At 73.9% G+C, this 21,992-nt stretch carries 19 protein-coding genes and 1 pseudogene; 11 read left to right on the top strand and 9 right to left on the bottom strand.

Annotated features, from left to right (window positions below; genetic code table 11):
- Window positions 1-36 precede the first annotated feature (36 nt).
- Window positions 37-1,188, top strand: coding sequence for a cystathionine gamma-lyase (locus ACTXG6_RS40705; protein ID WP_445184632.1), 1,152 nt, complete (start codon window positions 37-39; stop codon window positions 1,186-1,188).
- Between the two features lie 4 nt (window positions 1,189-1,192).
- Entirely contained in the window at window positions 1,193-2,266 is a 1,074-nt protein-coding gene (locus ACTXG6_RS40700) for an esterase-like activity of phytase family protein (RefSeq protein WP_445184631.1), read from the top strand.
- Between the two features lie 26 nt (window positions 2,267-2,292).
- Here ACTXG6_RS40700 and ACTXG6_RS40695 read toward each other — a convergent pair whose 3' ends face one another.
- The gene (locus ACTXG6_RS40695; RefSeq protein WP_445184630.1) at window positions 2,293-2,994 is read right to left on the bottom strand and encodes a pyridoxamine 5'-phosphate oxidase family protein; all 702 of its coding nucleotides are present in this window, start codon (window positions 2,992-2,994) and stop codon (window positions 2,293-2,295) included.
- Between the two features lie 84 nt (window positions 2,995-3,078).
- Here ACTXG6_RS40695 and ACTXG6_RS40690 point away from each other — a divergent pair.
- Together ACTXG6_RS40690 and ACTXG6_RS40685 are read left to right on the top strand one after the other, a co-directional pair.
- A pseudogene (locus ACTXG6_RS40690) lies at window positions 3,079-4,272 on the top strand (aminotransferase-like domain-containing protein); the annotation flags it as partial.
- A gap of 231 nt (window positions 4,273-4,503) precedes the next feature.
- Window positions 4,504-5,631, top strand: coding sequence for a D-alanine--D-alanine ligase family protein (locus tag ACTXG6_RS40685; RefSeq protein WP_445190254.1), 1,128 nt, complete (start codon window positions 4,504-4,506; stop codon window positions 5,629-5,631).
- 18 nt (window positions 5,632-5,649) lie between these two features.
- Here the strand turns inward: ACTXG6_RS40685 and ACTXG6_RS40680 are convergent, their stop codons facing one another.
- Together ACTXG6_RS40680 and ACTXG6_RS40675 are read right to left on the bottom strand one after the other, a co-directional pair.
- Window positions 5,650-6,153: a DUF3515 domain-containing protein gene (locus ACTXG6_RS40680; protein WP_445184629.1), complete on the bottom strand. Its 504-nt coding sequence runs from the start codon at window positions 6,151-6,153 to the stop codon at window positions 5,650-5,652.
- A gap of 62 nt (window positions 6,154-6,215) precedes the next feature.
- The gene (locus ACTXG6_RS40675; protein ID WP_445184628.1) at window positions 6,216-6,452 is read right to left on the bottom strand and encodes an Lrp/AsnC family transcriptional regulator; all 237 of its coding nucleotides are present in this window, start codon (window positions 6,450-6,452) and stop codon (window positions 6,216-6,218) included.
- A 113-nt stretch (window positions 6,453-6,565) separates the two neighbouring features.
- Between ACTXG6_RS40675 and ACTXG6_RS40670 the strand changes: the two genes are divergently transcribed.
- Window positions 6,566-7,558, top strand: coding sequence for a thiamine-phosphate kinase (locus ACTXG6_RS40670; protein WP_445184627.1), 993 nt, complete (start codon window positions 6,566-6,568; stop codon window positions 7,556-7,558).
- Window positions 7,559-7,594: 36 nt separating this feature from the next.
- Here the strand turns inward: ACTXG6_RS40670 and ACTXG6_RS40665 are convergent, their stop codons facing one another.
- The 4 genes from ACTXG6_RS40665 to ACTXG6_RS40650 are packed head-to-tail and all read right to left on the bottom strand — an operon-like array spanning window position 7,595 to window position 11,874.
- Entirely contained in the window at window positions 7,595-8,950 is a 1,356-nt protein-coding gene (locus ACTXG6_RS40665) for a (Fe-S)-binding protein (RefSeq protein ID WP_445184626.1), read from the bottom strand.
- Window positions 8,951-8,956: 6 nt separating this feature from the next.
- Window positions 8,957-10,114, bottom strand: coding sequence for an FAD-binding oxidoreductase (locus ACTXG6_RS40660; RefSeq protein ID WP_445184625.1), 1,158 nt, complete (start codon window positions 10,112-10,114; stop codon window positions 8,957-8,959).
- A complete protein-coding gene (locus ACTXG6_RS40655; RefSeq protein WP_445184624.1) occupies window positions 10,111-11,565 on the bottom strand; it encodes an FAD-linked oxidase C-terminal domain-containing protein in 1,455 nt (484 codons plus the stop codon). Before ACTXG6_RS40655 ends, ACTXG6_RS40660 begins: the two co-directional genes overlap by 4 nt.
- A 21-nt stretch (window positions 11,566-11,586) precedes the next feature.
- Window positions 11,587-11,874, bottom strand: coding sequence for a hypothetical protein (locus tag ACTXG6_RS40650; RefSeq protein ID WP_445184623.1), 288 nt, complete (start codon window positions 11,872-11,874; stop codon window positions 11,587-11,589).
- A gap of 408 nt (window positions 11,875-12,282) precedes the next feature.
- On the opposite strand from ACTXG6_RS40650, the gene aceB reads away from it, so the two are divergent.
- The 4 genes from aceB (at window position 12,283) to ACTXG6_RS40630 (ending at window position 16,381) form a co-directional block, all read left to right on the top strand.
- Entirely contained in the window at window positions 12,283-13,866 is a 1,584-nt protein-coding gene (aceB, locus tag ACTXG6_RS40645; RefSeq protein WP_445184622.1) for a malate synthase A, read from the top strand.
- A gap of 73 nt (window positions 13,867-13,939) precedes the next feature.
- Complete coding sequence (locus ACTXG6_RS40640) at window positions 13,940-14,968, top strand: MBL fold metallo-hydrolase (RefSeq protein WP_445184621.1); 1,029 nt, start codon at window positions 13,940-13,942, stop codon at window positions 14,966-14,968.
- A gap of 34 nt (window positions 14,969-15,002) precedes the next feature.
- Window positions 15,003-15,527 (top strand): gamma carbonic anhydrase family protein, encoded by a 525-nt coding sequence (locus ACTXG6_RS40635; RefSeq protein WP_445184620.1) that lies wholly within the window; start codon window positions 15,003-15,005, stop codon window positions 15,525-15,527.
- Between the two features lie 173 nt (window positions 15,528-15,700).
- Window positions 15,701-16,381: a uracil-DNA glycosylase gene (locus ACTXG6_RS40630; RefSeq protein ID WP_445184619.1), complete on the top strand. Its 681-nt coding sequence runs from the start codon at window positions 15,701-15,703 to the stop codon at window positions 16,379-16,381.
- 282 nt (window positions 16,382-16,663) lie between these two features.
- On the opposite strand, the gene rpmB is transcribed toward ACTXG6_RS40630, so the two are convergent.
- Window positions 16,664-16,855, bottom strand: a complete 192-nt coding sequence (gene rpmB, locus ACTXG6_RS40625) for a 50S ribosomal protein L28 (protein WP_445184618.1) — start codon at window positions 16,853-16,855, stop codon at window positions 16,664-16,666.
- Between the two features lie 192 nt (window positions 16,856-17,047).
- Between rpmB and ACTXG6_RS40620 the strand changes: the two genes are divergently transcribed.
- Both ACTXG6_RS40620 and recG read left to right on the top strand, forming a co-directional pair.
- The gene (locus ACTXG6_RS40620; RefSeq protein WP_445184617.1) at window positions 17,048-18,790 is read left to right on the top strand and encodes a DAK2 domain-containing protein; all 1,743 of its coding nucleotides are present in this window, start codon (window positions 17,048-17,050) and stop codon (window positions 18,788-18,790) included.
- A 5-nt stretch (window positions 18,791-18,795) separates the two neighbouring features.
- The gene (gene recG, locus ACTXG6_RS40615; protein ID WP_445184616.1) at window positions 18,796-21,012 is read left to right on the top strand and encodes an ATP-dependent DNA helicase RecG; all 2,217 of its coding nucleotides are present in this window, start codon (window positions 18,796-18,798) and stop codon (window positions 21,010-21,012) included.
- Between the two features lie 114 nt (window positions 21,013-21,126).
- Here recG and ACTXG6_RS40610 read toward each other — a convergent pair whose 3' ends face one another.
- Window positions 21,127-21,984 carry a hypothetical protein gene (locus tag ACTXG6_RS40610; RefSeq protein WP_445184615.1) on the bottom strand — a complete coding sequence of 286 codons (858 nt, stop codon included), beginning with the start codon at window positions 21,982-21,984 and terminating at the stop codon, window positions 21,127-21,129.
- Between the last annotated feature and the right edge of the window lie 8 nt (window positions 21,985-21,992).

The raw sequence follows: 21,992 nt of genomic DNA, 5'->3' as shown, positions 1-21,992 counted from the left end.
GCGTGATCGGAGTGAGCGGCTCGCGGGGGTTGGGTCATGGTTGGTGACGGGACGCGCTGTGTGCACGCGGGGCGGGTCGGCGAGGTAGCCGGGGAGGCGCTGCACGCCGGGCCCGTGCTGGCCGCCGCGTACCACCTGGGCCCCCCGGACGGCGACCTGCCGGTGGACTTCTACGGCCGGTCGGCCAACCCCACCTGGCGGGCGCTGGAGGCCGCCATCGGCGAGCTGGACGGGGGGCACACGGTGCTCTACCCGTCCGGGATGGCCGCCGTCTCGGCGCTGCTGCGGCTGCTGGCCCGCCCCGGTGCCGCGGTGGTGCTGCCGGCCGACGGCTACTACCTGGCGCGCGCGCTGGCCGCCGAGGAGCTGGCCCCGCTCGGCGTCGAGGTGCGTGAGGTGCCGACACCGGGGCCGTGGCCGGACTCGGTGTTCGACGGCGCCACCCTGGTCCTGCTGGAGACGCCGTCCAACCCGGGGCTGGACGTGTGCGACATCGCCGCGCTGGCCGCCAGGGCGCACGCCGCCGGGGCGCTGCTCGCGGTGGACAACACCACCGCCACGCCACTCGGGCAGCGGCCGCTGGAGCTGGGCGCGGACGTCGTGGTGGCCAGCGACTCCAAGGCCCTGTCCGGCCACAGCGACCTGATCCTGGGGCACCTGAGCTGCGCGGACCCGGAGCTGGCCGGCCGGTTGGCGACCACCCGCAACCGGGGCGGCGCGGTGCCGGGTCCGTTCGAGACGTGGCTGGCGCACCGCGGCCTCGGCACCCTGGACCTGCGTCTGGCCCGCCAGGCCGCCAACGCCGCCGCGCTGGCCACCGCCCTGCGTGAGCACCCCGGGGCGCTCGGTGTGCGCTGGCCGGGGCTGGCCGACGACCCGTCCTTCGAGGTGGCCAGCCGGCAGATGCGCCGGTTCGGTGGGGTGCTCAGCTTCGAGCTGCCCTCGGCGGCCGCGGTGAGCAGGTTCCTGGCGGCCAGCACGCTGGTGGCCTCGGCGACCAGCTTCGGTGGCCTGCGCAGCAGCGCGGACCGCCGGGAGCGGTGGGGGGACCAGGTCGGGCCCGGGTTCGTCCGGCTCTCCGCGGGCTGCGAGGACACCGACGACCTGACCGCCGACGTGCTCAAGGCGCTGGACCTGGCGCTCGACCCAGTGCTCGACCCCAAGCTCGACCCCAGGACCGAGCGGTAGCTGGGTGCGCACTCTGCTGACGGTCGTAGGCGTCGGTCTGCTGCTGGCCGGTTGTAGCGCCGGCACCGGCGCTGGCACCGGCACCGGTCCGGGCGCCACCCCCGCGCCCGGTGCGGGCCAGAGCGCCGGTGGGCGGGCCGGCGCCTGCTCGCCCTCGGTGAGCATCGACAGCTTCTCCGACGCGCTGGACAAGACGACCTTCGACGGCACCTACGTGGGCAACCTGTCCAGCCTGGACGTCGACCTTGACGGAAACATCGCCGCGCTGTCCGACCGCTCGTCGCTGTTCACGCTGGATGCCCGGACGCATCGACCAACCGGCGTGGTGGCGCTCAAGGACGAGAGCGGGCGGCCGCTGGACTCCGAGGGCCTGGCCATCGACCGGGACGGCACCCGGCTGGTCAGCTCCGAGACCGAGCCGTCGGTCCGGCGCTACGCCAGGGACGGCACCCTGCTCGGCCGGCTCCCGGTACCGGACGACCTGCGGGTCGCGCCGGCCGGCCGGGCGTCGGTGAACCTCACGTTCGAGGGCCTCACCCTGCAACCCGGCGGCCGCACCCTGGTGGCCTCGATGGAGGCGGCGCTGTCCGGCGACCAGGGCAACCTGGTCCGCTTCCAGACGTGGACCCGCACCGGCGACACCGACGACTTCCGGCTCGCCGCCCAGTACGGCTACCCGGTCGACCCGGCCCTGGGCGTCTCCGAGATCAGGGCCACCGGCGACGGCCGGCTGCTGGTCCTGGAACGCGGCTTCATCCCCGGCATCGGCAACACCATCCGGCTCTACCTCGCCGACCTGGGCCAGGCCTCCGACGTCGGCGCCGTCCAGGACCTGACCCAGCGGGCCGGCCGGCTCGTCCGCAAGACACTGCTGGCCGACCTCGGCCACTGCCCGTCCCTCGGTGCCACCGCCAGGGAGAAACAGGTCAACCCGCTGCTGGACAACATCGAGGGCCTCGCGGTCACCGGCCGGGGCCCGGACGGCGGGCTGCGGCTGTTACTGGTCAGCGACGACAACCAGAACCCGGCCCAGACCACCCGGCTCTACTCGCTGACGGCCCACCTGCCCGAGCCGTAGCGGGTCGGGGGCGGGCCCGGGCCGACCTACGCGCCGGCCCGCTCGGTCACGTGCGACGGGGTCGCCGCGCCCGCCGGCAGCAGCGGGCACGGCGCCGGCTCGCCGAACGTCGTGCGTACCGGCAGCACACCGGCCCACGCCGCCCCGGTCGCGACGTCGGCGTCCTCGTCCCCTGGGGGGCCCGTGCGGACCTTGAGGCTGGCTTCGCCCAGATCGAGGGCGAGCACACCGGTCGCGGCCAGCTCCTTGGTCGTGGGCTGGCGGGCGTGCTCCCAGGAGCCGGGTGTGGTGTGTTCCACGATGGCCCGCAGCGCGGCCAGCTTCTCCGCCGGGTCGGTGACCGGCCGGGCGTTGCCGTGCACCACCGCGGAGCGGTAGTTGGCCGAGTGGCTGAACACCGAGCGGGCGTACACCAGCCCGTCCAGCAGGGTCACGGTCACGCACACCGGGGCGCCGACCCCGGTCCGCAGGCTGGCGGCACCGCTCGACCCGTGCAGGTACAGGACGTCGTCAACGCGCCCGAAACAGGTGGGCAGGACGATCGGCGCGGCCCCGGAGACCACGCCGAGATGGCAGATGAGTGCCTCGTCGAGTACCGCGTACAGCTCGTCGCGGTCGCGGCGGCCACGCTCGCGGTGCCGGCGCGGGGTGCTGCGGTCGGTCGGGGACAGCGGCCGGTCGGAGGCCGATCGTGGTGGTGTTCGCGTTGACTCGGACACGGTGCTCATGGCTCGATGATGCGTCGACCAAGTGGCATCCTGATAGAGCCATTCCCGTAGGATTCAGGCAGGCCACTTAGTGGAGGTGTCGAGGTGCCGGTCGACGACCTGCCCATTGTGCTCGACCGGAGCGGCCCGGAGCCGTTGGCGGTTCAGGTGGCGGATGCGCTGCGGTCGGCCGCCGGCAGCGGGGCACTGCGGGTCGGCGACCGGCTGAGCTCCACCCGCGCGCTGGCCGCCCGGCTCGGGGTGAGCCGCACGGTGACCGCCGCCGCGTACGACCAGCTTCTGGCCGAGGGCTGGCTGGCCGGCCAGCGCGGCTCCGGCACCTTCGTCACCGCCGCACCGGCCGGGGTGCGGGGTGTGCGCGGCGGTGGCCTGGGCACCGGCCCCTCGACCGAGGGGACCGCTCCGCCGCCCGCCCTGCTGGACCTGACCGCCGGCCGCCCCTGCCTGGCGGTGCTGGACCGGGCGGCCTGGCGCCGCGCCTGGCGGTCCGCCGCCGACCGACCGCCGTCCCGGGGGCCGGAGCCGGCCGGGCGCCCCGAGTTCCGCCGGGCGGTGGTCGACCACCTGCTGCGGCACCGAGGGTTGGCCGCGCACCCCGAGCAGCTGCTCGCCACCTCGGGCACCACCGCCGGCCTCGACGAGCTCGCCGCCGTGCTGCCGCCCGGTTCGACGGTCGCGCTGGAGGAGCCGGGCTATCAGCGCGCCGCCGCGACGCTGGTCGGCAGGGGGCTGCGGGTGGTGCCCGCCGCGGTCGACGAGAACGGGCTGCGGGTGGACCAGCTGCCGACCGGGTTGGCCGCCGTCTACTGCACCCCGGCGCACCAGTTCCCACTCGGCTCCCGGCTGTCCGCCGGCCGGCGGGTGGCGCTGGTGGAGCGCGCCAGGGCCGAGGGCTTCGTGGTGCTGGAGGACGACTACGACGGTGAGCTGCGCTACGACGTGGCCCCGCTGCCGCTGCTCGCCGCGCTGGGCCCGGACGTCGTCGCGTACCTGGGCACCACCAGCAAGCTGCTCACCCCGGCACTGGGCGCCGGTTGGCTGGTGGCACCGCCCGCGCTGCACGCCGCGATGCTGGCCGCCAGGGAGCGGACCTCGATCCGCCCGTCGCCGGCCGGCCAGCTGGTGTTCGCCGCGCTGGCCGAGTACGGCGACCTGGCCCGGCACCTGCGGCGGCTGCGGGCGGAGCTGACCGAGCGTCGCGGGCGGGTCGTCGAGGCACTGGGCGGCACCGGGGCCCCGGTGCTCGGCGACGCGGCCGGCGGCCACCTGCGGATCGGCCTGCCGTCGGCCGCCGCCGAGCTGGCGGTGCTGGCCGGTGGCGAGGCCGCCGGCGTGCTGATCCCCGGCCTGAAGGAGTACCACAGGGGCCCGGCCAGCGTGTTCGGTGTGTCGATCGGCTATGCCGGGCCGAGCCGAACCGAGCTGGACACGGCCGTCGGGGTGGTCGCCGAGTTGGTCGAGCGGGCCTGGCATCGGGCTGATTCCCCTCGGCGGCTACGCTCGCCGGCCATGGAGCAGCGCAGCGGGGGAGAGCGCCGGATCCGGGTCGCCGTGGTGTTCGGTGGGCGCAGCAGCGAGCATGCGATCTCGTGCGTGTCCGCCGGCAGTGTGCTCGGGCACCTGGACCGGGAGCGGTTCGAGGTCGTGCCGGTCGGTATCACGCCGGAGGGTGGCTGGGTGCTCGGCCGGGACGACCCGGAGGCCCTGAGCATCCAGAACCGTCAGCTCCCGGCGGTCGACTCGACCGGTACCTCGCTCGCGCTGCCGGCCGACCCGACGCTGGGTGGGCTGGTGCGCCTGGACCCGGGCCGGGCCGGTGAGGTGCTCAGCGCGGTGGACGTGGTGTTCCCGGTGCTGCACGGCCCGTACGGCGAGGACGGCACCATCCAGGGGCTGCTCGAGCTTGCCGGCACGCCGTACGTCGGCGCCGGGGTACTGGCCAGTGCGGCCGCCATGGACAAGGAGTTCACCAAGAAGCTGCTCGCGGCCGAGGGGCTGCCGGTCGGCGACGTGGTGGTGCTGCGGCCGGGGGTGGCCACCCTGAGCGACGCGCAGCGGGACAGGCTGGGGTTGCCGGTGTTCGTCAAACCGGCCAGGGCGGGTTCCTCGGTGGGCATCACCAAGGTGGCCAGCTGGGCGGCGCTGCCGGCCGCGATCGCCGCCGCCCGGGAGCACGACCCGAAGGTGCTGGTGGAAGCGGCGGTGGTGGGCCGCGAGGTCGAGTGCGGCGTGCTGGAGTTCCCGGACGGCTCGGTGCGGGCCAGTCTGCCGGCCGAGATCCGGCTGGTCGGCTCGGGTGAGGACGGCTCGGCGCCGGAGTTCTACGACTTCGAGTCCAAGTACCTCGACGACGTGTGCGAGTTCGACATCCCCGCCAAGCTCGACGACGCCACCACCGAGCGGGTCCGCGAGCTGGCCATCGCGGCGTTCACCGCGCTGGACTGCCAGGGACTGGCCAGGGTGGACTTCTTCGCCCTCGAGGACGGCAGCCTGGTGGTCAACGAGGTGAACACCATGCCGGGCTTCACCCCGATCTCGATGTTCCCGAGGATGTGGGCGGTGACCGGGGTGGACTACCCGGCCCTGCTCGCCACGCTGATCGAGACCGCGCTGGCGAGGGGCACCGGACTGCGGTGAGCTCAGTTCGTCGCCGGCTCAGTTCGTCGCCGGCAGGGTGGTGCGCACCGTGTCCGAGACCGACTGCACCGGCCCGGTACCGAGGTCCCGGGGCACCGTGACCGCCAGGTACACCGGCCGGTCCACCGCGATGAAGGTGTCCCGGCCGGGTTGGGACAGGTCCAGCCAGCTGACCCCGTTGATCACGATCAGCGCTGAGCTGTCGGTCAGCTCGGGTGGCCTGGGCAGCCCGCAGCGCAGCACCACCGGATCACCGCCCGCCGTGCCGGCCCAGGCCGTCGCACCGGCCGGGGCGGGCGCGGCGAGGGGCAGTCGGGGCACCGGGTGCGGGCTCGCCGTCAGGGTGGCCGGGAGTGCGGCGAGCAGCCGGGTGCACGAGGGCGAGGTGGCGTCCGGCGCGTCCACCGGCGGCAGTGCGAGCGGGCGGTCGTCCGGGCGGGCGGCGTCGGCACCCCGGTGGCCGGCGACGATGCCGAGCACGGCGGCGACGGCCAACAGCAGCAGCGGGAGCACGAAGATCACGACCGTCGCCGGATGCCGCCGCGGGGCGGCGGGCCGGGGCGGGTTACCGGGGACGGGAGTGTTCAGGACAGATGCACCACGGGGCAGGTCAGCGTGCGGGTGATGCCGGGGACGTTCTGCACCTGGGCGACGACGAGGCGCCCGAGGTTGTCCATGGAGTCCGCTTCGGCGCGCACGATCACGTCGTAGGGGCCGGTGACATCCTCCGCGGCCAGCACTCCGGGCAGCCCGGAGATCTCCGCCGCCACGGCGGAGGCCTTGCCGACCTCGGTCTGGATCAGGATGTATGCCTGGACCACAACGTGCCCCTTCCCTACGTGATGTCGCCTCTCGGGTAGGAACGACAGCGAGAGCAACGTACCGCGGCGCCGTCACATGTCGGACACATGATCGGACGAAGGGAGTGTGGGCTGTGGCTTACCAAGCTGGCGGCCGGGATCCCGCTGACTCTCGGGACCGGCGGACGGTCGCCGATCTCGGTGAGTTCGGACTGATCAAGAGGGTGACCGAGGGACGGGTGCAGCCGGGCAGCACGCTGTTGGGGCCGGGCGACGACGCGGCGATGGTGGCGGCACCGGACGGGCGGGTGCTGGCGAGTACCGACGTGCTGGTGGAGGGCGTGCACTTCCGGCTGGACTGGTCGACGCCGGAGCAGGTCGGCCGCAAGGCGGCGGCGGTGAACATGGCCGACATCGCGGCGATGGGCGCGGCGCCGACGGCGCTGTTGGTCGGCCTGTGCTGTCCGCCGGACACCCCGTCGCTGGTGGCGGAGGGGCTGGCCGCCGGACTGTGGGCGGAGGCGTCGGCGGCGGGTGCCGGAGTTGTCGGCGGCGACGTGGTGTCCGGGCCCGCCGTGGTGCTGTCGGTGACGGTGCTCGGTGACCTGCGCGGGCGCGAGCCGGTGACCCGCTCCGGTGCCCGACCCGGTGACCGGCTCGCGGTGGCCGGTCGACTCGGCTGGGCCGCTGCCGGGCTGGCCGTGCTGCGGCGGGGGTTCCGCTCGCCGGTGGAGGTGGTGGGGGCGCAGCGGGTGCCGACGCCGCCGTACGCCGCCGGCCCGGTCGCCGCCGACGCGGGGGCCACCGCGATGATCGACGTCTCGGACGGGCTGCTCGCCGACCTCGGGCACGTGGCGCTGGCGTCCGGGGTGGCGTTGGACATCCGTGCCGACGCGGTGCCGTTGGCGTCCCGACTGGTCGAGGTGGCCGCCGCGCTGGGCGCCGATGCCCGGCGCTGGGTGCTCACCGGCGGCGAGGACCACGCGCTGGCCGCGGCCTTCCCGGCCGGCACCGTGCTGCCGGAAGGCTGGGTGGAGATCGGTTCGGTGGCCTCGGGGGCCGGGATCACGGTGGACGGTCGGCCCTATGTCGGCGTCGCCGGCTGGGACCACTTCGCCCCGAGCTGAACCTGGCCTACCCGCGGGACTAGCCCCGGGGCCGGCCTACCCCCGGGGCAATGGCACGCCCCGGATGGAGGCGTCCAGCAGCTGCACCGGGTGCATCAGCGGCAGTTCGAGCCCGGCGTCGGTCGAGTCGGCACCGAGGTGCTTGCGGATCTGCAACAGGCAGCCGGGGTTGGCGGTGACCACCAGGTCCGGCCGGGCCGAGCGGACGTTCGCCGCCTTGCGCGCGCCGAGCTCGGCCGCCGCCTCGGGCTGGACCAGGTTGTAGATGCCCGCCGAGCCGCAGCACAGCTCGGCCTCAGGCACCTCCACCAGCTCCAGGTCGGGGATCGTGCGCAGCACCGCGCGCGGCTGCGCCCGCACACCCTGGGCGTGCCCGAGGTGGCAGGCGTCGTGATAGACCACCCGGGCCCGGATCGGGTGCCGGGGCGCCGCCGGCTCCAGCTCGGCCAACACCTCGCTGACGTCGCGGACCCTCGCGCTGAAGGCGGCCGCGCGGTCGGCCCACGCCGTGTCGTCGGCGAGCAGGTGGCCGTACTCCTTCATCGAGGAGCCGCAGCCGGCCACGTTGGTGACCACTGCGTCCACCTGCAGCTCGGCGAACCGCTCGATCGTGCGGCGGGCCCGGCCGAGTGCACTGACCTCCCGGCCGGCGTGCAGCTCCAGGGCGCCGCAGCAGCGCTGGTCCCGGGGGATCAGCACCTCGCAGCCCTCAGCGGCCAGCACCCGGGCGGTGGCCGCGTTCACCTCGTGGAAGAACACGTCCTGCACGCAGCCGGTCAGCAGCGCGACCCGGCGGCGGCGCGTCCCCCGCGCCGCGACCCGCTCCGGGAGCCGGGCAAACGCCTCCCGCAGCCGCACCGGCGGCAGCAGCGACTCCATCGCGGCGAGCCGGCCGGGCAGCTTGCCGGCCAGCCGCGCGACCGCCGGCACCCGGCGCAGCCGCTGGTAGAGCGCCCCGGGCACGGCCGCCGCGCGCAACCGCCCCCGGTACGGGAACAGGGCAAAGATCGCGCCCCGGAACAGCCGGTCCGCCCGCCCGCGAGGCACGTTGCGCTCCAGCTGTGGGCGCACCGACTCCAGCAGCCGGTCGTACTGCACCCCGGACGGGCAGGACGTCACGCAGGCCATGCAGCCCAGGCAGGCGTCGATGTGCTCGTGCAGCGCCCCGGCCAGCTCGATCTCGCCCTTCGACGCCATGTCCATCAGGTAGATCCGGCCCCGCGGGGAGTCCATCTCCTCGCCCCACAGCTGGTACGTGGGGCAGGTCGGCAGGCAGAAGCCGCAGTGCACGCAGTCGCCGAGCAGCTCGGCGGACGGCGGCCGGTGCGGGTCGAACGCGCTCGGCCCGGTCTGCGGCAGCTTGCTGTCGGCGGTTCCGCCGGGGGTGGTCAACGCGCATCACATCCAAGGTACGAAGCGGCCGGCGCCGAGCCGGCCACCGGGGTCGAGTTCCTTCCGGACGGCCCGCAGCAGGCCCACCGCGGCCGGTGCCGGGCCCCAGCCGGGTAGTGCCGCGTCGACCGGGCGGGCCCGCAGCGTCGAGGTGCCGCCGGCCCGGTGCACGCTCTGGTGGGCCCGCGAGACGGTCTCCGGGTCGGCCGGCAGCGTCACGGTGCCGATCCCGGTGGCCAGCCCCGCGGTGACCCGGCTGGCGCCCAGCTCGGTGCCCAGCTCGCCGAGCAGCCCGGCCAGCCGGGACGGTCGGGCGCCGACCCGCAGCACCGCGGTGCCCTCGGGCGGCCGTCCCTCGGCGCCGGCGACGAGTACCGCGTGCTCGTCCCACGCCGCCGCCTCCTCGGCCGCGGTGAGCCGCACCGCACCCAGGCCGAGCAGCGTGATCAGCCGGTCGGCCCTGGCATCCACCGCCGCCGCGCCGCCCTCCAACCGGACCAGCAGCGCGTCGCCGCACCACTCCAGCGCCGCCGGCTCCAGCGGGCCGCTCATTATCTCGGCGGCCGCCTCGGCCGCCTCGGCGAGCGAGCCGGGCAGCCGCACCGTCAGGTTCGCCGCCGGCAGCGGGTGCAACCGCAGCACCACCTCGGCGATCAGCCCGAGCGTGCCGTGACAGCCGTGCGCCAGCTTGGCGAGGTCGTAACCGGCCACGTTCTTGATCACATGGCCACCGCTGCGGGCCACCGTGCCGTCCGCGAGCACCACGGTCATCCCGATCACCAGGTCGCGCATGGACCCGTAGGTCAGCGCGAGCGGCCCGGCGTCGGCGGTGGCGATCAGGCCGCCCGCGGTGGCACCGAGGGCGACCCTGGCCGGATCCAGCGCGACCCGTTGGCCGTGCTCGGCCAGCACGCCGTTCAGCTCGCGCAGCGGCATGCCGGCCCGCACCTCGACGGTCATGTCCCCCGGGTTGTGCGCGCGCACCCCGGTCAGCGCGGTGGTGTCCAGTACCAGCTCGGGCGCGTCCGGCCGGCCGGCCCAGTCGGCGGCGGTCCCGGCGCCGCTGACCAGCACCTGCCCGGCGGTGTCGGCCAGCGCGGCGGCCGCCTCGGCCAGGTCGGCGGGGCGGACGGTGCGGGTGGAGGAGTCCTGCAGGGAGCTCATAGCCGCTCGATCACCCCGGCCTCCTCGAGCGGGTGCGGGGTGAACTTGCCGGGGATCTCGCCGCACAGCCGAGGCGTCGGCAGCAGCTTGCCCGGGTTGCACAGCCCGGCCGGGTCGAACGCGGCGCGCACCCTGGCCATCACCGCGAGGTCGGTCGCGGAGTACATCTTGGGCATCGAGCAGGCCTTGTCGGTGCCGATGCCGTGTTCGCCGGACAGCGAGCCGCCCAGCTCGACGCACAGCTCGGCGATCTTGCCGGACAGTTCCTCGCCGCGCTCGGTCTCACCGGCGGCGGCGTCGTAGAGCACCAGCGGGTGCAGGTTGCCGTCGCCGGCGTGGAACACGTTCGCCACCCGGAGCCCGGCCTGCTCGCCCATCTCGGCGATCCGGCCGAGCACCTCGGCCAGCCGGGTCCGGGGCACCACGCCGTCCTGCACGAAGTAGTCCGGGCTGATTCGCCCGACCGCGGCGAACGCCGACTTGCGCCCCCGCCAGATCGCCGCGCGCTCCTCGGCGTCGCCCGCCACGTGCAGCCGGGTGCAGCCGTGCTTCTCGCAGATCGCGGTGACCTTGTCGAACCCCTCGGCGCACTCCTCGACCGGCCCGTCCAGCTCGACGACCAGCGCCGCCGCCACGCCCCGGGTGTAGCCGGCGTGCACCGCCTCCTCGGCCGCCTCGATGGCGAGCGTGTCCATCATCTCGACCGCCGCCGGCACGATCCCGGCCGCCACGATGTCGCTGACCACCTCACCGGCGGCCTCGATGGACGGGAAGTCGGCGAGCAGCGTGCGCACCGTCTCCGGGGCGCGCAGCAACCGCACGGTGATCTTCGTGGCGATGCCGACGGTGCCCTCGGAGCCGAGGAACACCCCACGCAGGTCGGGCCCGAGCTGCTCGCCGCTGTCACCGCCCAGGGTCACCACCGAGCCATCGGCCAGCACGACCTCCAGCGCCAGCACGTGGTTGGTGGTGAAGCCGTACTTGAGGCAGTGTGCGCCGCCGGAGTTCTCCGCCACGTTGCCGCCGATGGTGCAGACCTGCTGACTGGACGGGTCCGGCGCGTAGTAGAGCCCGTACGGCGCCGCGGCGCGGGTGATGTCCAGGTTCGTGACGCCGGGTTCGAGTACCGCGCGCCGGTCCACCGGGTCGACCTCCAGCACCCGGCGCAGCCGCTGCAGACTGATCACCACACCGTCCGCCACCGGCAGCGCACCGCCGGAGAGGCCGGTCCCGGCGCCCCTGGCCACGAACGGGATGCCGTGCGCGGCGCAGACCCGGACGGCCGCGGCGACCTGCTCGGCGGTTTTCGGCAGCAGCACCAGGGCCGGCACCACCCGGTACCCGGTCAGCCCGTCGCACTCGTAGCTGCGCAGCCGGGGCGGGTCGCTGATCACGTTCGCGGCGCCCAGAGCGCGCTCGAAGTCCCGTTGGGCGGTGCCGTTGAGCGACATCGCGCACCTCCGATACGGAGGCTAGCGGATCCGCGCCAGTGCGGGGTCGCGCCAGAGCACCACGATCTCGGTCTGCTTGGAGCCGATCAGGTCGAGCAGCTGGTTGTCCTCGTAGCCGGGGAGCAGGCGGAGCCGTCCGATCAGGTCACACACCACCGGGTGGCTGAACGGGATCACCTGCCAGCGGCCGGAGGCCGAGCCGAGCAGGAAGCACGCGTGCTCCTGCCAGGAGCCGTCCGCGCAGGTTCGCACGGCGACCTCGGCCAGGTCGACGAACGCCTCGTCGAGGTTGATCTCGTCGGGCTGCACCGGGCGGGGCAGGATCCGACGAATTGATTCGCTGAGGGGAGCCCTCGGCCGAGGAATGCGGGGCAGACCCGCCTCGGCCGGCCGGGCTGGCCCGTCCCCTGAGTGCGAAGCAGAGATGGGGAGCCTCCGACGGTGTCCGGATGGTCGCGGCCGGCGGGCGCCGGCCGGGTGGTGCTCCGGCTCACGCCGGATTGGGCCACTCGGTGATTCTTGGCCGCCACCCCGTCACCTGTAAAGGGCAGTAGGCGAATCTGCTGACGCCCTATGGCCTGAACGGGGGATTTCACGGAGCTCTTTACATCAACCCAACGTGGTCCTTTCGGGGGCTTCACGACTCCACGAAAGGGTGGCCGAGAGTTTCCGTATCGTGGAATGGCGTGTCCACTTTGTAGAAAGTACCCTCGCCGCATGGGCTCCCAGACATCGTCGATCGAGATCAACGCCTATACGGTGGACCGCCAGGACGAGGTGCTCACCGCGGCGGCGCTCGAGTTCGTCGCCGCGCTGCACCGGAAGTTCGAGCCGACCCGCCGGACCCTGCTCGCCGCCCGCGCTGAACGCCGCGCGGAGGTCGCCCGTACCGGCCGGCTGGACTTCTCCGAAGAAACCGCGGAAATTCGGGCTGGCGAATGGCGGGTTGCCCAGGCGCCGCCCGCACTGGTGGACCGGCGGGTGGAGATGACCGGCCCCACCGAGCGCAAGATGACGATCAATGCGCTGAACTCCGGCGCCAAGGTGTGGCTGGCCGACTTCGAGGACGCCAGCACGCCCACCTGGCACAACGTGGTCGCCGGCCAGATCAACCTGCTGGACGCGCGCACCGGCAAGGTCGAGTTCACCAGCCCGGAGGGCAAGGAGTACCGGGTCACCGCCACCGACCTGCCCACCGTGGTGGTGCGGCCGAGGGGCTGGCATCTGGACGAGCGTCACCTCGTCGTCGACGGCGAGCCGGTGGCCGGCGCGCTCGTCGACTTCGGGCTGTACTTCTTCCACAACCCGTCCGTGCCCTATTTCTACCTGCCGAAGTTGGAGAGCCACCGCGAGGCACGGCTGTGGAACGACGTGTTCACCTTCGCCCAGCGGGAGCGCGGCGTGCCGCACGGATCGGTCCGGGCCACCGTGCTGATCGAGACGATCACCGCGGCGTTCGAGATGGAGGAGATCCTCTACGAGCTGCGCGACCACATCTCCGGCCTGAACGCCGGCCGCTGGGACTACCTGTTCTCCCTGATCAAGTACTTCCGGGACGCCGGGCCGGCCTTCGTGCTGCCGGACCGCAACGCGGTGACCATGACCGCGCCGTTCATGCGCGCCTACACCGAACTGCTGGTGTCCACCTGCCACCGGCGCGGCGCCTTCGCGGTCGGCGGCATGGCCGCGTTCATCCCCAGCCGGCGTGACCCGGAGGTCAACGAGAAGGCGATGGCGAAGGTCCGGGAGGACAAGAAGCGGGAGGCCGAGGCCGGCTTCGACGGCTCCTGGGTCGCCCACCCGGACCTGGTGCCGATCTGCCGCGAGGTCTTCGACGGGGTGCTCGGCGACCGGCCGAACCAGCTGGACCGCATCCGCGACGACGTCAAGGTCACCGCCGCCGAGCTGCTCGACGTGGCGGCCACCCCGGGCGAGGCCACCGAGGCCGGGCTGCGCAACGGCATCAGCGTCGGGCTGCAGTACATCGAGTCCTGGCTGCGCGGCAACGGCGCGGCGGGCATCAACAACCTGATGGAGGACGCCGCCACCGCCGAGATCTCCCGCTCGCAGGTGTGGCAGTGGGTACACGGGTCGGTGCAGCTGGCCGAGGGCACCACGGTCACCGAGCAGCTGGTCCGCACGGTGATCGAGGAGGAGCTCGCGAAGATCCGCGACGCGGTGGGCGACGAGGCCTTCGCCTCGGGGCGCTGGGAGCAGGCGCGGACGGTGTTCGAGCAGGTCGCGCTCGCGGACGACTTCGTCGACTTCCTGACCCTGCCGGCCTACGAGCTGATCGACTAGCCCTGTGAGTGGCGATGGTCGCTATGACGACCATCGCCACTCACGGCACTGGGCCGGGTTCTAGGCTGACGACATGAGCTCATCACCGGTAGCGGCCGCCGCGCACCTCGGCGAGCCCGGCGTCGTCGAGGTCAGTGACGGGGTCTACGCCTACATCCAGCCGGACGGCAGCTGGTGGATCAACAACACCGGGTTCCTGGCCGGGTCGCGTGGCGTGGTCAGTATCGACAGCTGCTCCACCGAGCGGCGGACCAGGGCGTACCTGGAGGCGATCGCCTCGGTGAGCGACCGCCCGGTGCGCACGTTGATCAACACTCACCACCACGGCGACCACACCTTCGGCAACTCTCTGTTCGACGGCGCGACCATCGTCGCCCACGAGGCGACCCGGACCGAGATGCTGGGTTTCGGGCCGCCGCAGCCACTGCCGTTCTGGACCCCGATCGACTGGGGCGACCTGCCGCTCGAGCCGCCCTTCCTGACCTACACCGAGGGCGTGACGGTGTGGTCGGACGACCTGCGCTGCGAGGTCCGTCACGTCGGGACCCCGGCGCACACCACGAACGACTCGATCATCTGGCTGCCGGAGCGCTCCGTGCTGTTCTGCGGGGACCTGCTGTTCAACGGCGGCACCCCGTTCCTGCTGATGGGCTCGGTGGCCGGCGCGATCGACGTGCTCACCTCGGTGCTCAAGCCGCTCGGTGCCCAGACGATCGTGCCCGGCCACGGCGGGGTCGCCGGCCCGGAGCTGATCGACGACGTGCTCGGCTACCTGCGGTTCGTCCAGGACACCGCGCGCGAGGGCAAGGCGGCCGGGCTGACCCCGCTGGAGGCGGCCCGCGAGGTCGACCTGGGTGGCTACGCCGACCTGCTGGACGCGGAGCGGATCGTCGGCAACCTGCACCGGGCCTACGCTGATCTGACCGCCGATCTGACCGCCGATCTGACCGCCGATCTGACCGCCGATCTGACCGCCGATCTGACCGCCGATCTGACCGCAGACCTGGGCGGCACCCCGCGCGGCGGTCAGATCGACATCGTCGCGGCGTTCTCGGACATGGTCGCCTACAACGGGGGCAAGCCGCTGACCTGCTACGCCTGACGCGCCCGGCGTAGCGACGATCTAGGCTCGGCGGGTGCCCATCTACGCGCTCGGTGAGCTTGAACCGGACATCCACCCCGACGCCTACATCCACCCCGACGCGGTGGTCATCGGCGACGTCATCATCGGGGCGTTCTCCACGGTCTGGCCGACGACGGTGCTGCGCGGGGACCACGGCCGCATCCTGATCGGCGAGCGCACCAGCGTGCAGGACGGCACCATCGTGCACACCACCAGCCGGCAGTTCACCGTGATCGGCAACGAGTGCACCATCGGGCACAACGTGCACATCGAAGCCGCGACGATCGCCGACCGCTGCCTGATCTCCTCCGGCTCCGTGGTGCTCAACGGATCCCGGGTCGACGAGGGCGCCGTGGTGGCCGCCGGCGCGGTGGTCTCGCCCAACTCGCACGTGCCGGCGCGGCGGATGGCGCTCGGCGTGCCGGCCCGGATCCGGGAGGACTACGAGGTGCCGGCGGGGGCCTTCAAGTACGCGGTGGACTCCTACGTCGAGCGCGGCAAGAAGTTCCGGACCGAGCTGCGGCGGTTGGACGGGTGATCGGTACCGAGACCGGGACCCGCAAGCCGAGGAGCAGGTTCTTCGGCAAGCCGCTGGGCTGAGCGCCGCCGGCTCCGCGGTGCTCGATAGTGTCCTGCCGTGCTCGTCTCCACTCTCGAACCAGGCCCGTCCCGCGCCGCCGCCGGCCAGCCGGCCCGTCGACCGGTCCGGCCGTGAGCGCGAAGCCGCTGGACGAGGTCGTCGAGGCCGGCTGGGCGACGGCGCTGGCCCCGGTTGCCGACGGGGTGACCGCGATGGGCGCCTTCCTGCGCTCGGAGATCGCCGCCGGCCGCCGGTACCTGCCCGCCGGGCCGAACGTGCTGCGCGCGTTCCAACAGCCGTTCGACGCCGTCCGGGTGCTCATCGTCGGGCAGGACCCGTACCCGACGCCCGGCCACCCGGTGGGGCTGTCCTTCTCGGTGTCCGCGGAGACCCGCCCGCTGCCGCGCAGCCTGATGAACATCTTCCGGGAGTACGGCGAGGACCTGGGGCACCCGATGCCGTCGTCCGGGGATCTGACGCCGTGGACCGAGCGCGGCGTGCTCCTGCTCAACAGGGTGCTCACGGTGCAGCCGGGGCAGCCGGCGTCGCACCGGGGCAAGGGCTGGGAACAGATCACCGACCAGGCCATCCGGGCGCTCGTCGCCCGCCCGGCCCCGCTGGTGGCGATCCTCTGGGGCCGGGACGCGCGGACGCTGCGGCCGGCGCTGGGCGCCGGTGTGCCGTGTATCGAGTCCGCGCACCCGAGCCCGATGTCGGCGGACCGCGGCTTCTTCGGCTCGCGCCCGTTCAGCCGGGTCAACGACCTGCTCGAGGCGGGCGGCTCCGAGCCGGTCGACTGGAAGCTGCCCTGACCGTCCCGGTCGCGGCGCCGGTCCGGCGGCAGGTGGGGTGTGGGACTGTGCGCGATGGCTCACATTTCGGGCCAAAATGTGAGCGGAGAGTCACACCGTCGCGAACCAACCCCCGGCGCTGAACCCGGCCGCGCTGGCCCGGACAGCCCGCGAGCACGGTTTCGCTCGGGCGGCAGCGGTAGGACTCGGATAGGCGCGGTAGGTATCGGATGGACAAAGGGATGCGCACACAAATGACCCGCCGCACCGGATCGGTGTGGCGGGTCACATTGCGGTACGCGGTCAGGCGCGGGCGACCTTGCCTGCCTTGAGGCAGGAGGTGCACACGTTCAGCCGGCGGCGGGAACCACCGTTCACGCTGGTCCGCACGGTCTGGATGTTCGGGTTCCAGCGGCGGTGGGTGCGGCGGTGTGAGTGCGACACGGACATGCCGAAGCCGGGACCCTTGCCACAGACGTCGCAGACGGCAGCCACGTCGATAACTCCTCGTGTCGAATGGAATGCGCGCTAGGCGCGCGCGGCCGGCCAGGAGGCCGGACGTGCTTCGTACCAGGGTAAGCGATCGGATTCGCGGCAACCAAACCGGGGCGAGCAAAAGCACCGCACTAGGCTCGGCGGGCGGTCCACCCGGTTCTGTCCGGGAGCTACCGGGAGGAGAGAGTGCGGGTGTTGCGGGTCCTGGACGCGAGCGCGCTCCGGCGCTGGGCGGACGCGTCGGTCGACCTGCTGGACGCCCATCGCGCCGAGCTGGACCGAACCAATGTGTACCCGGTCGCGGACGGTGACACCGGGACGAACCTGGTGCTCACGCTGCGCGCGGCCGCCGAGGAGCTGGCCCGCCGGCCGGTGCGGCCGGGCCGGCCGGACACCGCTGCCGAGGCGGCCGCCGCGCTGGCCAGGGGTGCGCTGCGCGGCGCCCGCGGCAACTCCGGAGTGATCGTGTCGCAGCTGCCGAGGGGCCTGGCCGAGGTGCTCGCCGACGCCGAGGGCTGGGCTGTCGACGGGGTGGACGGCCCCGCGCTGGCCGCCGCGCTGTGCCGGGCCGACGAACTGGCCAGAGCCGCGGTGAGCCGGCCGGTGGAGGGCACGATGTTGTCCGTGCTGCGCGCGGCGGCCACGGACTCGTCGGCCGCCGCGAACCGGGGCGGCGCATTGGCGGACGTGGTCGCCGCCGCCGTCGAGGGAGCCGCCGTCGCGCTGGCGGACACCCCGAGGCAGCTGCCGGTGCTGGCCAGGGCCGGTGTGGTCGATGCCGGCGGGCGTGGGCTCGCGCTGCTGCTCGATGCGCTGGCCGGCGTGGTCAACGCGCGCTCCGGCGGCCCCGCCGTCGTTGCCGGCGCCGTGTCCGCGGTCGTGGTCCCGGGCGAACCCGGTGTAGAACCACATGCCCTCGACTCCAGGTGGCGCTCCAGGGACCGGGGGTCGCTGACCGCCGACCGGGAGTCCGGGTCGGCGGAGTTCGACTACGAGGTGATGTACCTGCTGGAGGGCAGCTCCGCCGAGCGGGTCGACGCGCTGCGCGCCCGGCTCGACGAGCTGGGCGACTCGGTGGCCGTGGTGGGCGACGGCCAGCCCGGCGCCGCCGGCCAGTGGAACGTGCACGTGCACTGCACCGACATCGGGGCCGCGGTCGAGGCGGGCATGGAGGCCGGGCGGCCGTACCGGATCACCGTGGTCCGGTTCGAGGACCAGCAGTCCGCGCTGCTCGGGGCCGGCGCCGACGCGGGGCGGTTCCGGCTGGCCAGGGCGGTGGTCACGGTGGTCAGCGGCGAACCGGTCGCCGCGCTGGTCCGGGCCGACGGGGTGACCGCGCTGGTGGCGGCCCCGGAGCAGCCCCCGGGGCCCGGTGAGATCGCGGCGGCGGTGGCCGGCACCCGGGCCCGGCACGTCGTGGTGCTGCCCAACGACATCGAGCTGACCGCGGTCGCCGAGGAGGCCGCCGACCTGGCCAGGGCGGCCGGTGTCGAGGTGGTGGTGGTACCCACCTCGTCGGTGCTGCAGGGATTGGCCGCGCTGGCCGTGCACGACGCGCGGCGCCGGGCCGGCGACGACGTGGTGGCGATGGCCGAAGCAGCGGCCGCGACCCGCACCGGGGTGGTGCAGATCGCCACCGGTGAGGCGCTGACCTGGGTCGGCCGTTGCTACGCGGGTGACGTGCTCGCGCTGGTCGACGGCGAGGTGGTGCTCATCGAGCACGACCTGGCGGCCGCCGCCTGTCAGCTCGCGGACCGGATGCTGACGACGGGGGGCGAACTGGTGACCGTGCTGCTCGGGCAGAACGGCCAGGGCGGCACCGACGAGCTGGGTGAGCTGCTCGTCGGGCACCTGCGGCACACCCACCCGGAGGTCGAAGTGGTGCGGTATCGGGGCGGCCCGGTCGGGCGGCCGGTCCAGCTGGGGGTGGAATGACGGCTATGACCGATCTGGACAGCCCGCTCAAGCCGCTCGTCGGGCAGGCCGCCGCGACGGCGCTCGCGGCGCAGCTGGACCTGCACACGGTCGGCGAGCTGCTGCGGCACTACCCGCGCCGGTACGCCGAGCGGGGCAAGCTGACCGACCTCGCCAGTCTCCAGCTCGGCGAGCACGTGACGGTGATGGCGGAGATCCGCTCGGTGTCCAGCCGGCCGATGCGCCAGCGCCGGGGCACCATCATGGAGGTGGTGATCGCCTCCGGTGGGCGCACCCTGAGCTGCACGTTCTTCAACCGGCGGTTCCAGGGCAGCCTGGTGGCCGGCAAGGTCGGGATGTTCTCCGGCAAGGTCACCGCGTTCCGGGGCAAGCTGCAGCTCACCCAGCCGGACATGATGATCTTCGGCGAGGACGATGACGACGCCGGCGTGGTGGACCAGTTCGCCGGTGCGCTGCTGCCGATCTACCCGGCGACCATCAAGCTGCAGTCCTGGAAGATCGCCCGGTGTGTCCGGCAGGTGCTGGAGATGATCGACGACCCGACCGACCCGGTGCCGGCGGCGCTGCTGGCCGAGCGCGGCCTGCCCGGCCTCGGCGACGCGTTGCGCGGGATCCACCTGCCCGGCAAGGACTCCGACTGGCGCCGGGCCAGGGAACGGCTGGTCTGGGACGAGGCGCTGGCCGTGCAGCTCGCGCTGGCCCAGCGCCGGTTGGCCGCGCTGAGCCGACCGGCCCCGGCCTGTCCGCCGGTGCCCGGCGGGCTGTTCGACGAGTTCGACGCGCAGCTGCCGTTCACCCTGACCGACGGGCAGGTCGAGGTGGGTGAGGTGATCACCCGCGACCTGGCCGGCGAGCACCCGATGAACCGCCTGGTGCAGGGCGACGTCGGCGCCGGCAAGACCATCGTCGCGCTGCGCGCCATGCTGCGGGTCGCCGACTCGGGCCGGCAGGCCGCGATGCTGGCGCCCACCGAGGTGCTCGCCGGCCAGCACGCCAGGACGCTGCGCGAGCTGCTCGGGCCGCTGGGGCGGGCCGGCGAGCTGGATGGCGCGGAACGGGCCACCCGGGTCGCGCTGCTCACCGGGTCGCTGCCGGCCAAGGCGCGCAAGCAGGCGCTGCTGGACGCGGTCTCCGGGAGTGCCGGGATCGTGGTCGGCACCCACGCGCTGATCCAGGACCGGGTGGAGTTCGCCGACCTCGGGCTGCTGGTGGTGGATGAGCAGCACCGGTTCGGCGTGCAGCAGCGGGACGCGCTGCGCAGTCGGGACGGCGGCCAGGGCACCACCCCGCACCTGCTCGTGATGACCGCGACGCCGATCCCGCGCACGGTGGCCATGACGGTGTACGGCGACCTGGAGATCTCCGCGCTGCGCGAGCTGCCGCGTGGGCGCTCGCCGATCGCCACCACGGTCATCCCGGTGGGGGAGAAACCGGCCTGGCTGGAGCGGGCCTGGCACCGGCTGCGCGAGGAGGTCGCCGCCGGTCACCAGGCGTTCGTGGTCTGCCCCCGGATCGGCGAGGACGGCGCGGCGCCCGGGTCGGCCCCGCTGGAGGACACCGACCTCGAGCCGGAGGACGAGGGCGCCGACGGCGACGACGGCAAGCGCCGCCCACCGCTCGCGGTGGCCGACGTGGCACCGATGCTCGCCGAGGGGCCGTTGGCCGGGCTGCGGCTGGGGGTGCTGCACGGGCGGCTGCCGTCGGATGAGAAGGACGCGGTGATGCGCGCGTTCGCCGCCGGCGAGCTGGATGTGCTGGTGGCCACCACGGTCATCGAGGTCGGGGTGGACGTGCCCAACGCCACCGCGATGGTGATCATGGACGCGGACCGGTTCGGCCTGTCTCAGCTGCACCAGCTGCGCGGGCGGGTCGGGCGGGGCTCGGCGCCGGGGGTGTGCCTGCTGGTCACCGACTCGCCGCCGGGCACCACCGCGCGGGAACGCCTGGACGCGGTGGCCTCCACCACCGACGGCTTCGAGCTGGCCCGCCACGACCTGGAGCTGCGCCGGGAGGGCGACGTGCTGGGCGCCGCGCAGTCCGGCCGTAACTCCGGGCTGCGGCTGCTGTCACTGCTGCGCGACGAGCGGACCATCTCCGAGGCGAGGGACCGGGCCTGGGAGCTGGTCGCCGAGGACCCGACGCTGACCGAGCACCCCGGGCTGGCCGCCATGGTCGCCGAGATCGTCGACGAGGAGCGCGCGGAGTACCTCGAGAAGGCCTGAGCTACTAGGCCTGGGGAGTGCCCTCGCCGGCGGCGAGCAGGGTGGCCACCGAGTCGATGGCACTGTGCACCAGCAGGCCTCGCCGGGTGGTCGGACACCTCCGGCCAAGGATCTCTAGGCGGGCTTCGCGTCCGCCACGGGCTCGGCGTCGGCGTCCGGTGCGCCCGGCACCGCGAACCCGGCCGGCAGCCCGGTGCGGGCCGAGGCGTCCAGAGCCGCGGTCGCCGCTCTGGGCAGGTGGATCCGGCCGGCGCGCTCCAATCGGGCCAGCTCGGCGCGGGCCTTGGCGTACGCGGTGAGCCGCTCGGCGTCGTTCCCGCTCGCGTTCGCCATGGTGAGCAGCTTGATCACCCGCTGCACGGACGAGCGCTCCTCCGGGGACAGCCCGGCCAGCCGGATCCGGTCGGCGGCGTCCCGGGCGGCCTGCCAGGACCGGCACGCCCGGTCGACCGCCAGCCGGAACTTCGCGGCGTGCCCGACCGGTGGCACGACGTCGGTGTCCAGCGCCTGCGCCTCGGCGAACGCGTCCACGAAGCGCGCGGTGGCCGGCACGGTGACATCGGCAAGCGCGGGCAGCCGCAGCACCGCCAGCGGGTCGCACTCGTAGCCGGCGTACTCACCGCGCAGCGCGTCGAACCGCCGACGCGCCGCCCGCCACTCGCCCCGCCAGTCCGGCGCGGTACGCGGGCTCGGCACCGGGACGGCGGGCGGCGGGAACCAGGCCTGCTCGGCCCGCCAGTGCTGCTGCCACTGTTGTTGCCAGTGCTGTTGCCGCCGGGATGCGCTGCCCGCGCGGAACAGCAGCACGGTGCCGCCGACCAGCATCGCGGCGATCAGCAGCGGGAAGGTGATCTCCGCGCTGCCCAGCAGCACCGCGCCCAGCAGGGCGAACAGCAGCAGGCGGGCGGGGTGGATGGACCGACGGCGGTAGCCGCTCCCACGGAGCGACCCCCTCGGGTGGCATCTGGTCATCAGCGGAT

Source organism: Pseudonocardia sp. Cha107L01, from assembly GCF_052566575.1.
Note: the sequence above shows the minus strand (reverse complement) of the source record. Positions and strands in the feature narration are given on the sequence as shown.

What these genes read in the sequence shown, in the direction of transcription:
- ACTXG6_RS40705 (WP_445184632.1), top strand. Translation starts at nt 37, where the DNA reads ATGGTTGGTGACGGGACGCGCTGTGTGCACGCGGGGCGGGTCGGCGAG.
- ACTXG6_RS40695 (WP_445184630.1), bottom strand. Translation starts at nt 2,994, where the DNA reads ATGAGCACCGTGTCCGAGTCAACGCGAACACCACCACGATCGGCCTCC.
- ACTXG6_RS40685 (WP_445190254.1), top strand. Translation starts at nt 4,504, where the DNA reads ATGGAGCAGCGCAGCGGGGGAGAGCGCCGGATCCGGGTCGCCGTGGTG.
- ACTXG6_RS40660 (WP_445184625.1), bottom strand. Translation starts at nt 10,114, where the DNA reads ATGAGCTCCCTGCAGGACTCCTCCACCCGCACCGTCCGCCCCGCCGAC.
- ACTXG6_RS40655 (WP_445184624.1), bottom strand. Translation starts at nt 11,565, where the DNA reads ATGTCGCTCAACGGCACCGCCCAACGGGACTTCGAGCGCGCTCTGGGC.
- aceB (WP_445184622.1), top strand. Translation starts at nt 12,283, where the DNA reads ATGGGCTCCCAGACATCGTCGATCGAGATCAACGCCTATACGGTGGAC.
- ACTXG6_RS40640 (WP_445184621.1), top strand. Translation starts at nt 13,940, where the DNA reads ATGAGCTCATCACCGGTAGCGGCCGCCGCGCACCTCGGCGAGCCCGGC.
- recG (WP_445184616.1), top strand. Translation starts at nt 18,796, where the DNA reads ATGACCGATCTGGACAGCCCGCTCAAGCCGCTCGTCGGGCAGGCCGCC.
- ACTXG6_RS40610 (WP_445184615.1), bottom strand. Translation starts at nt 21,984, where the DNA reads ATGACCAGATGCCACCCGAGGGGGTCGCTCCGTGGGAGCGGCTACCGC.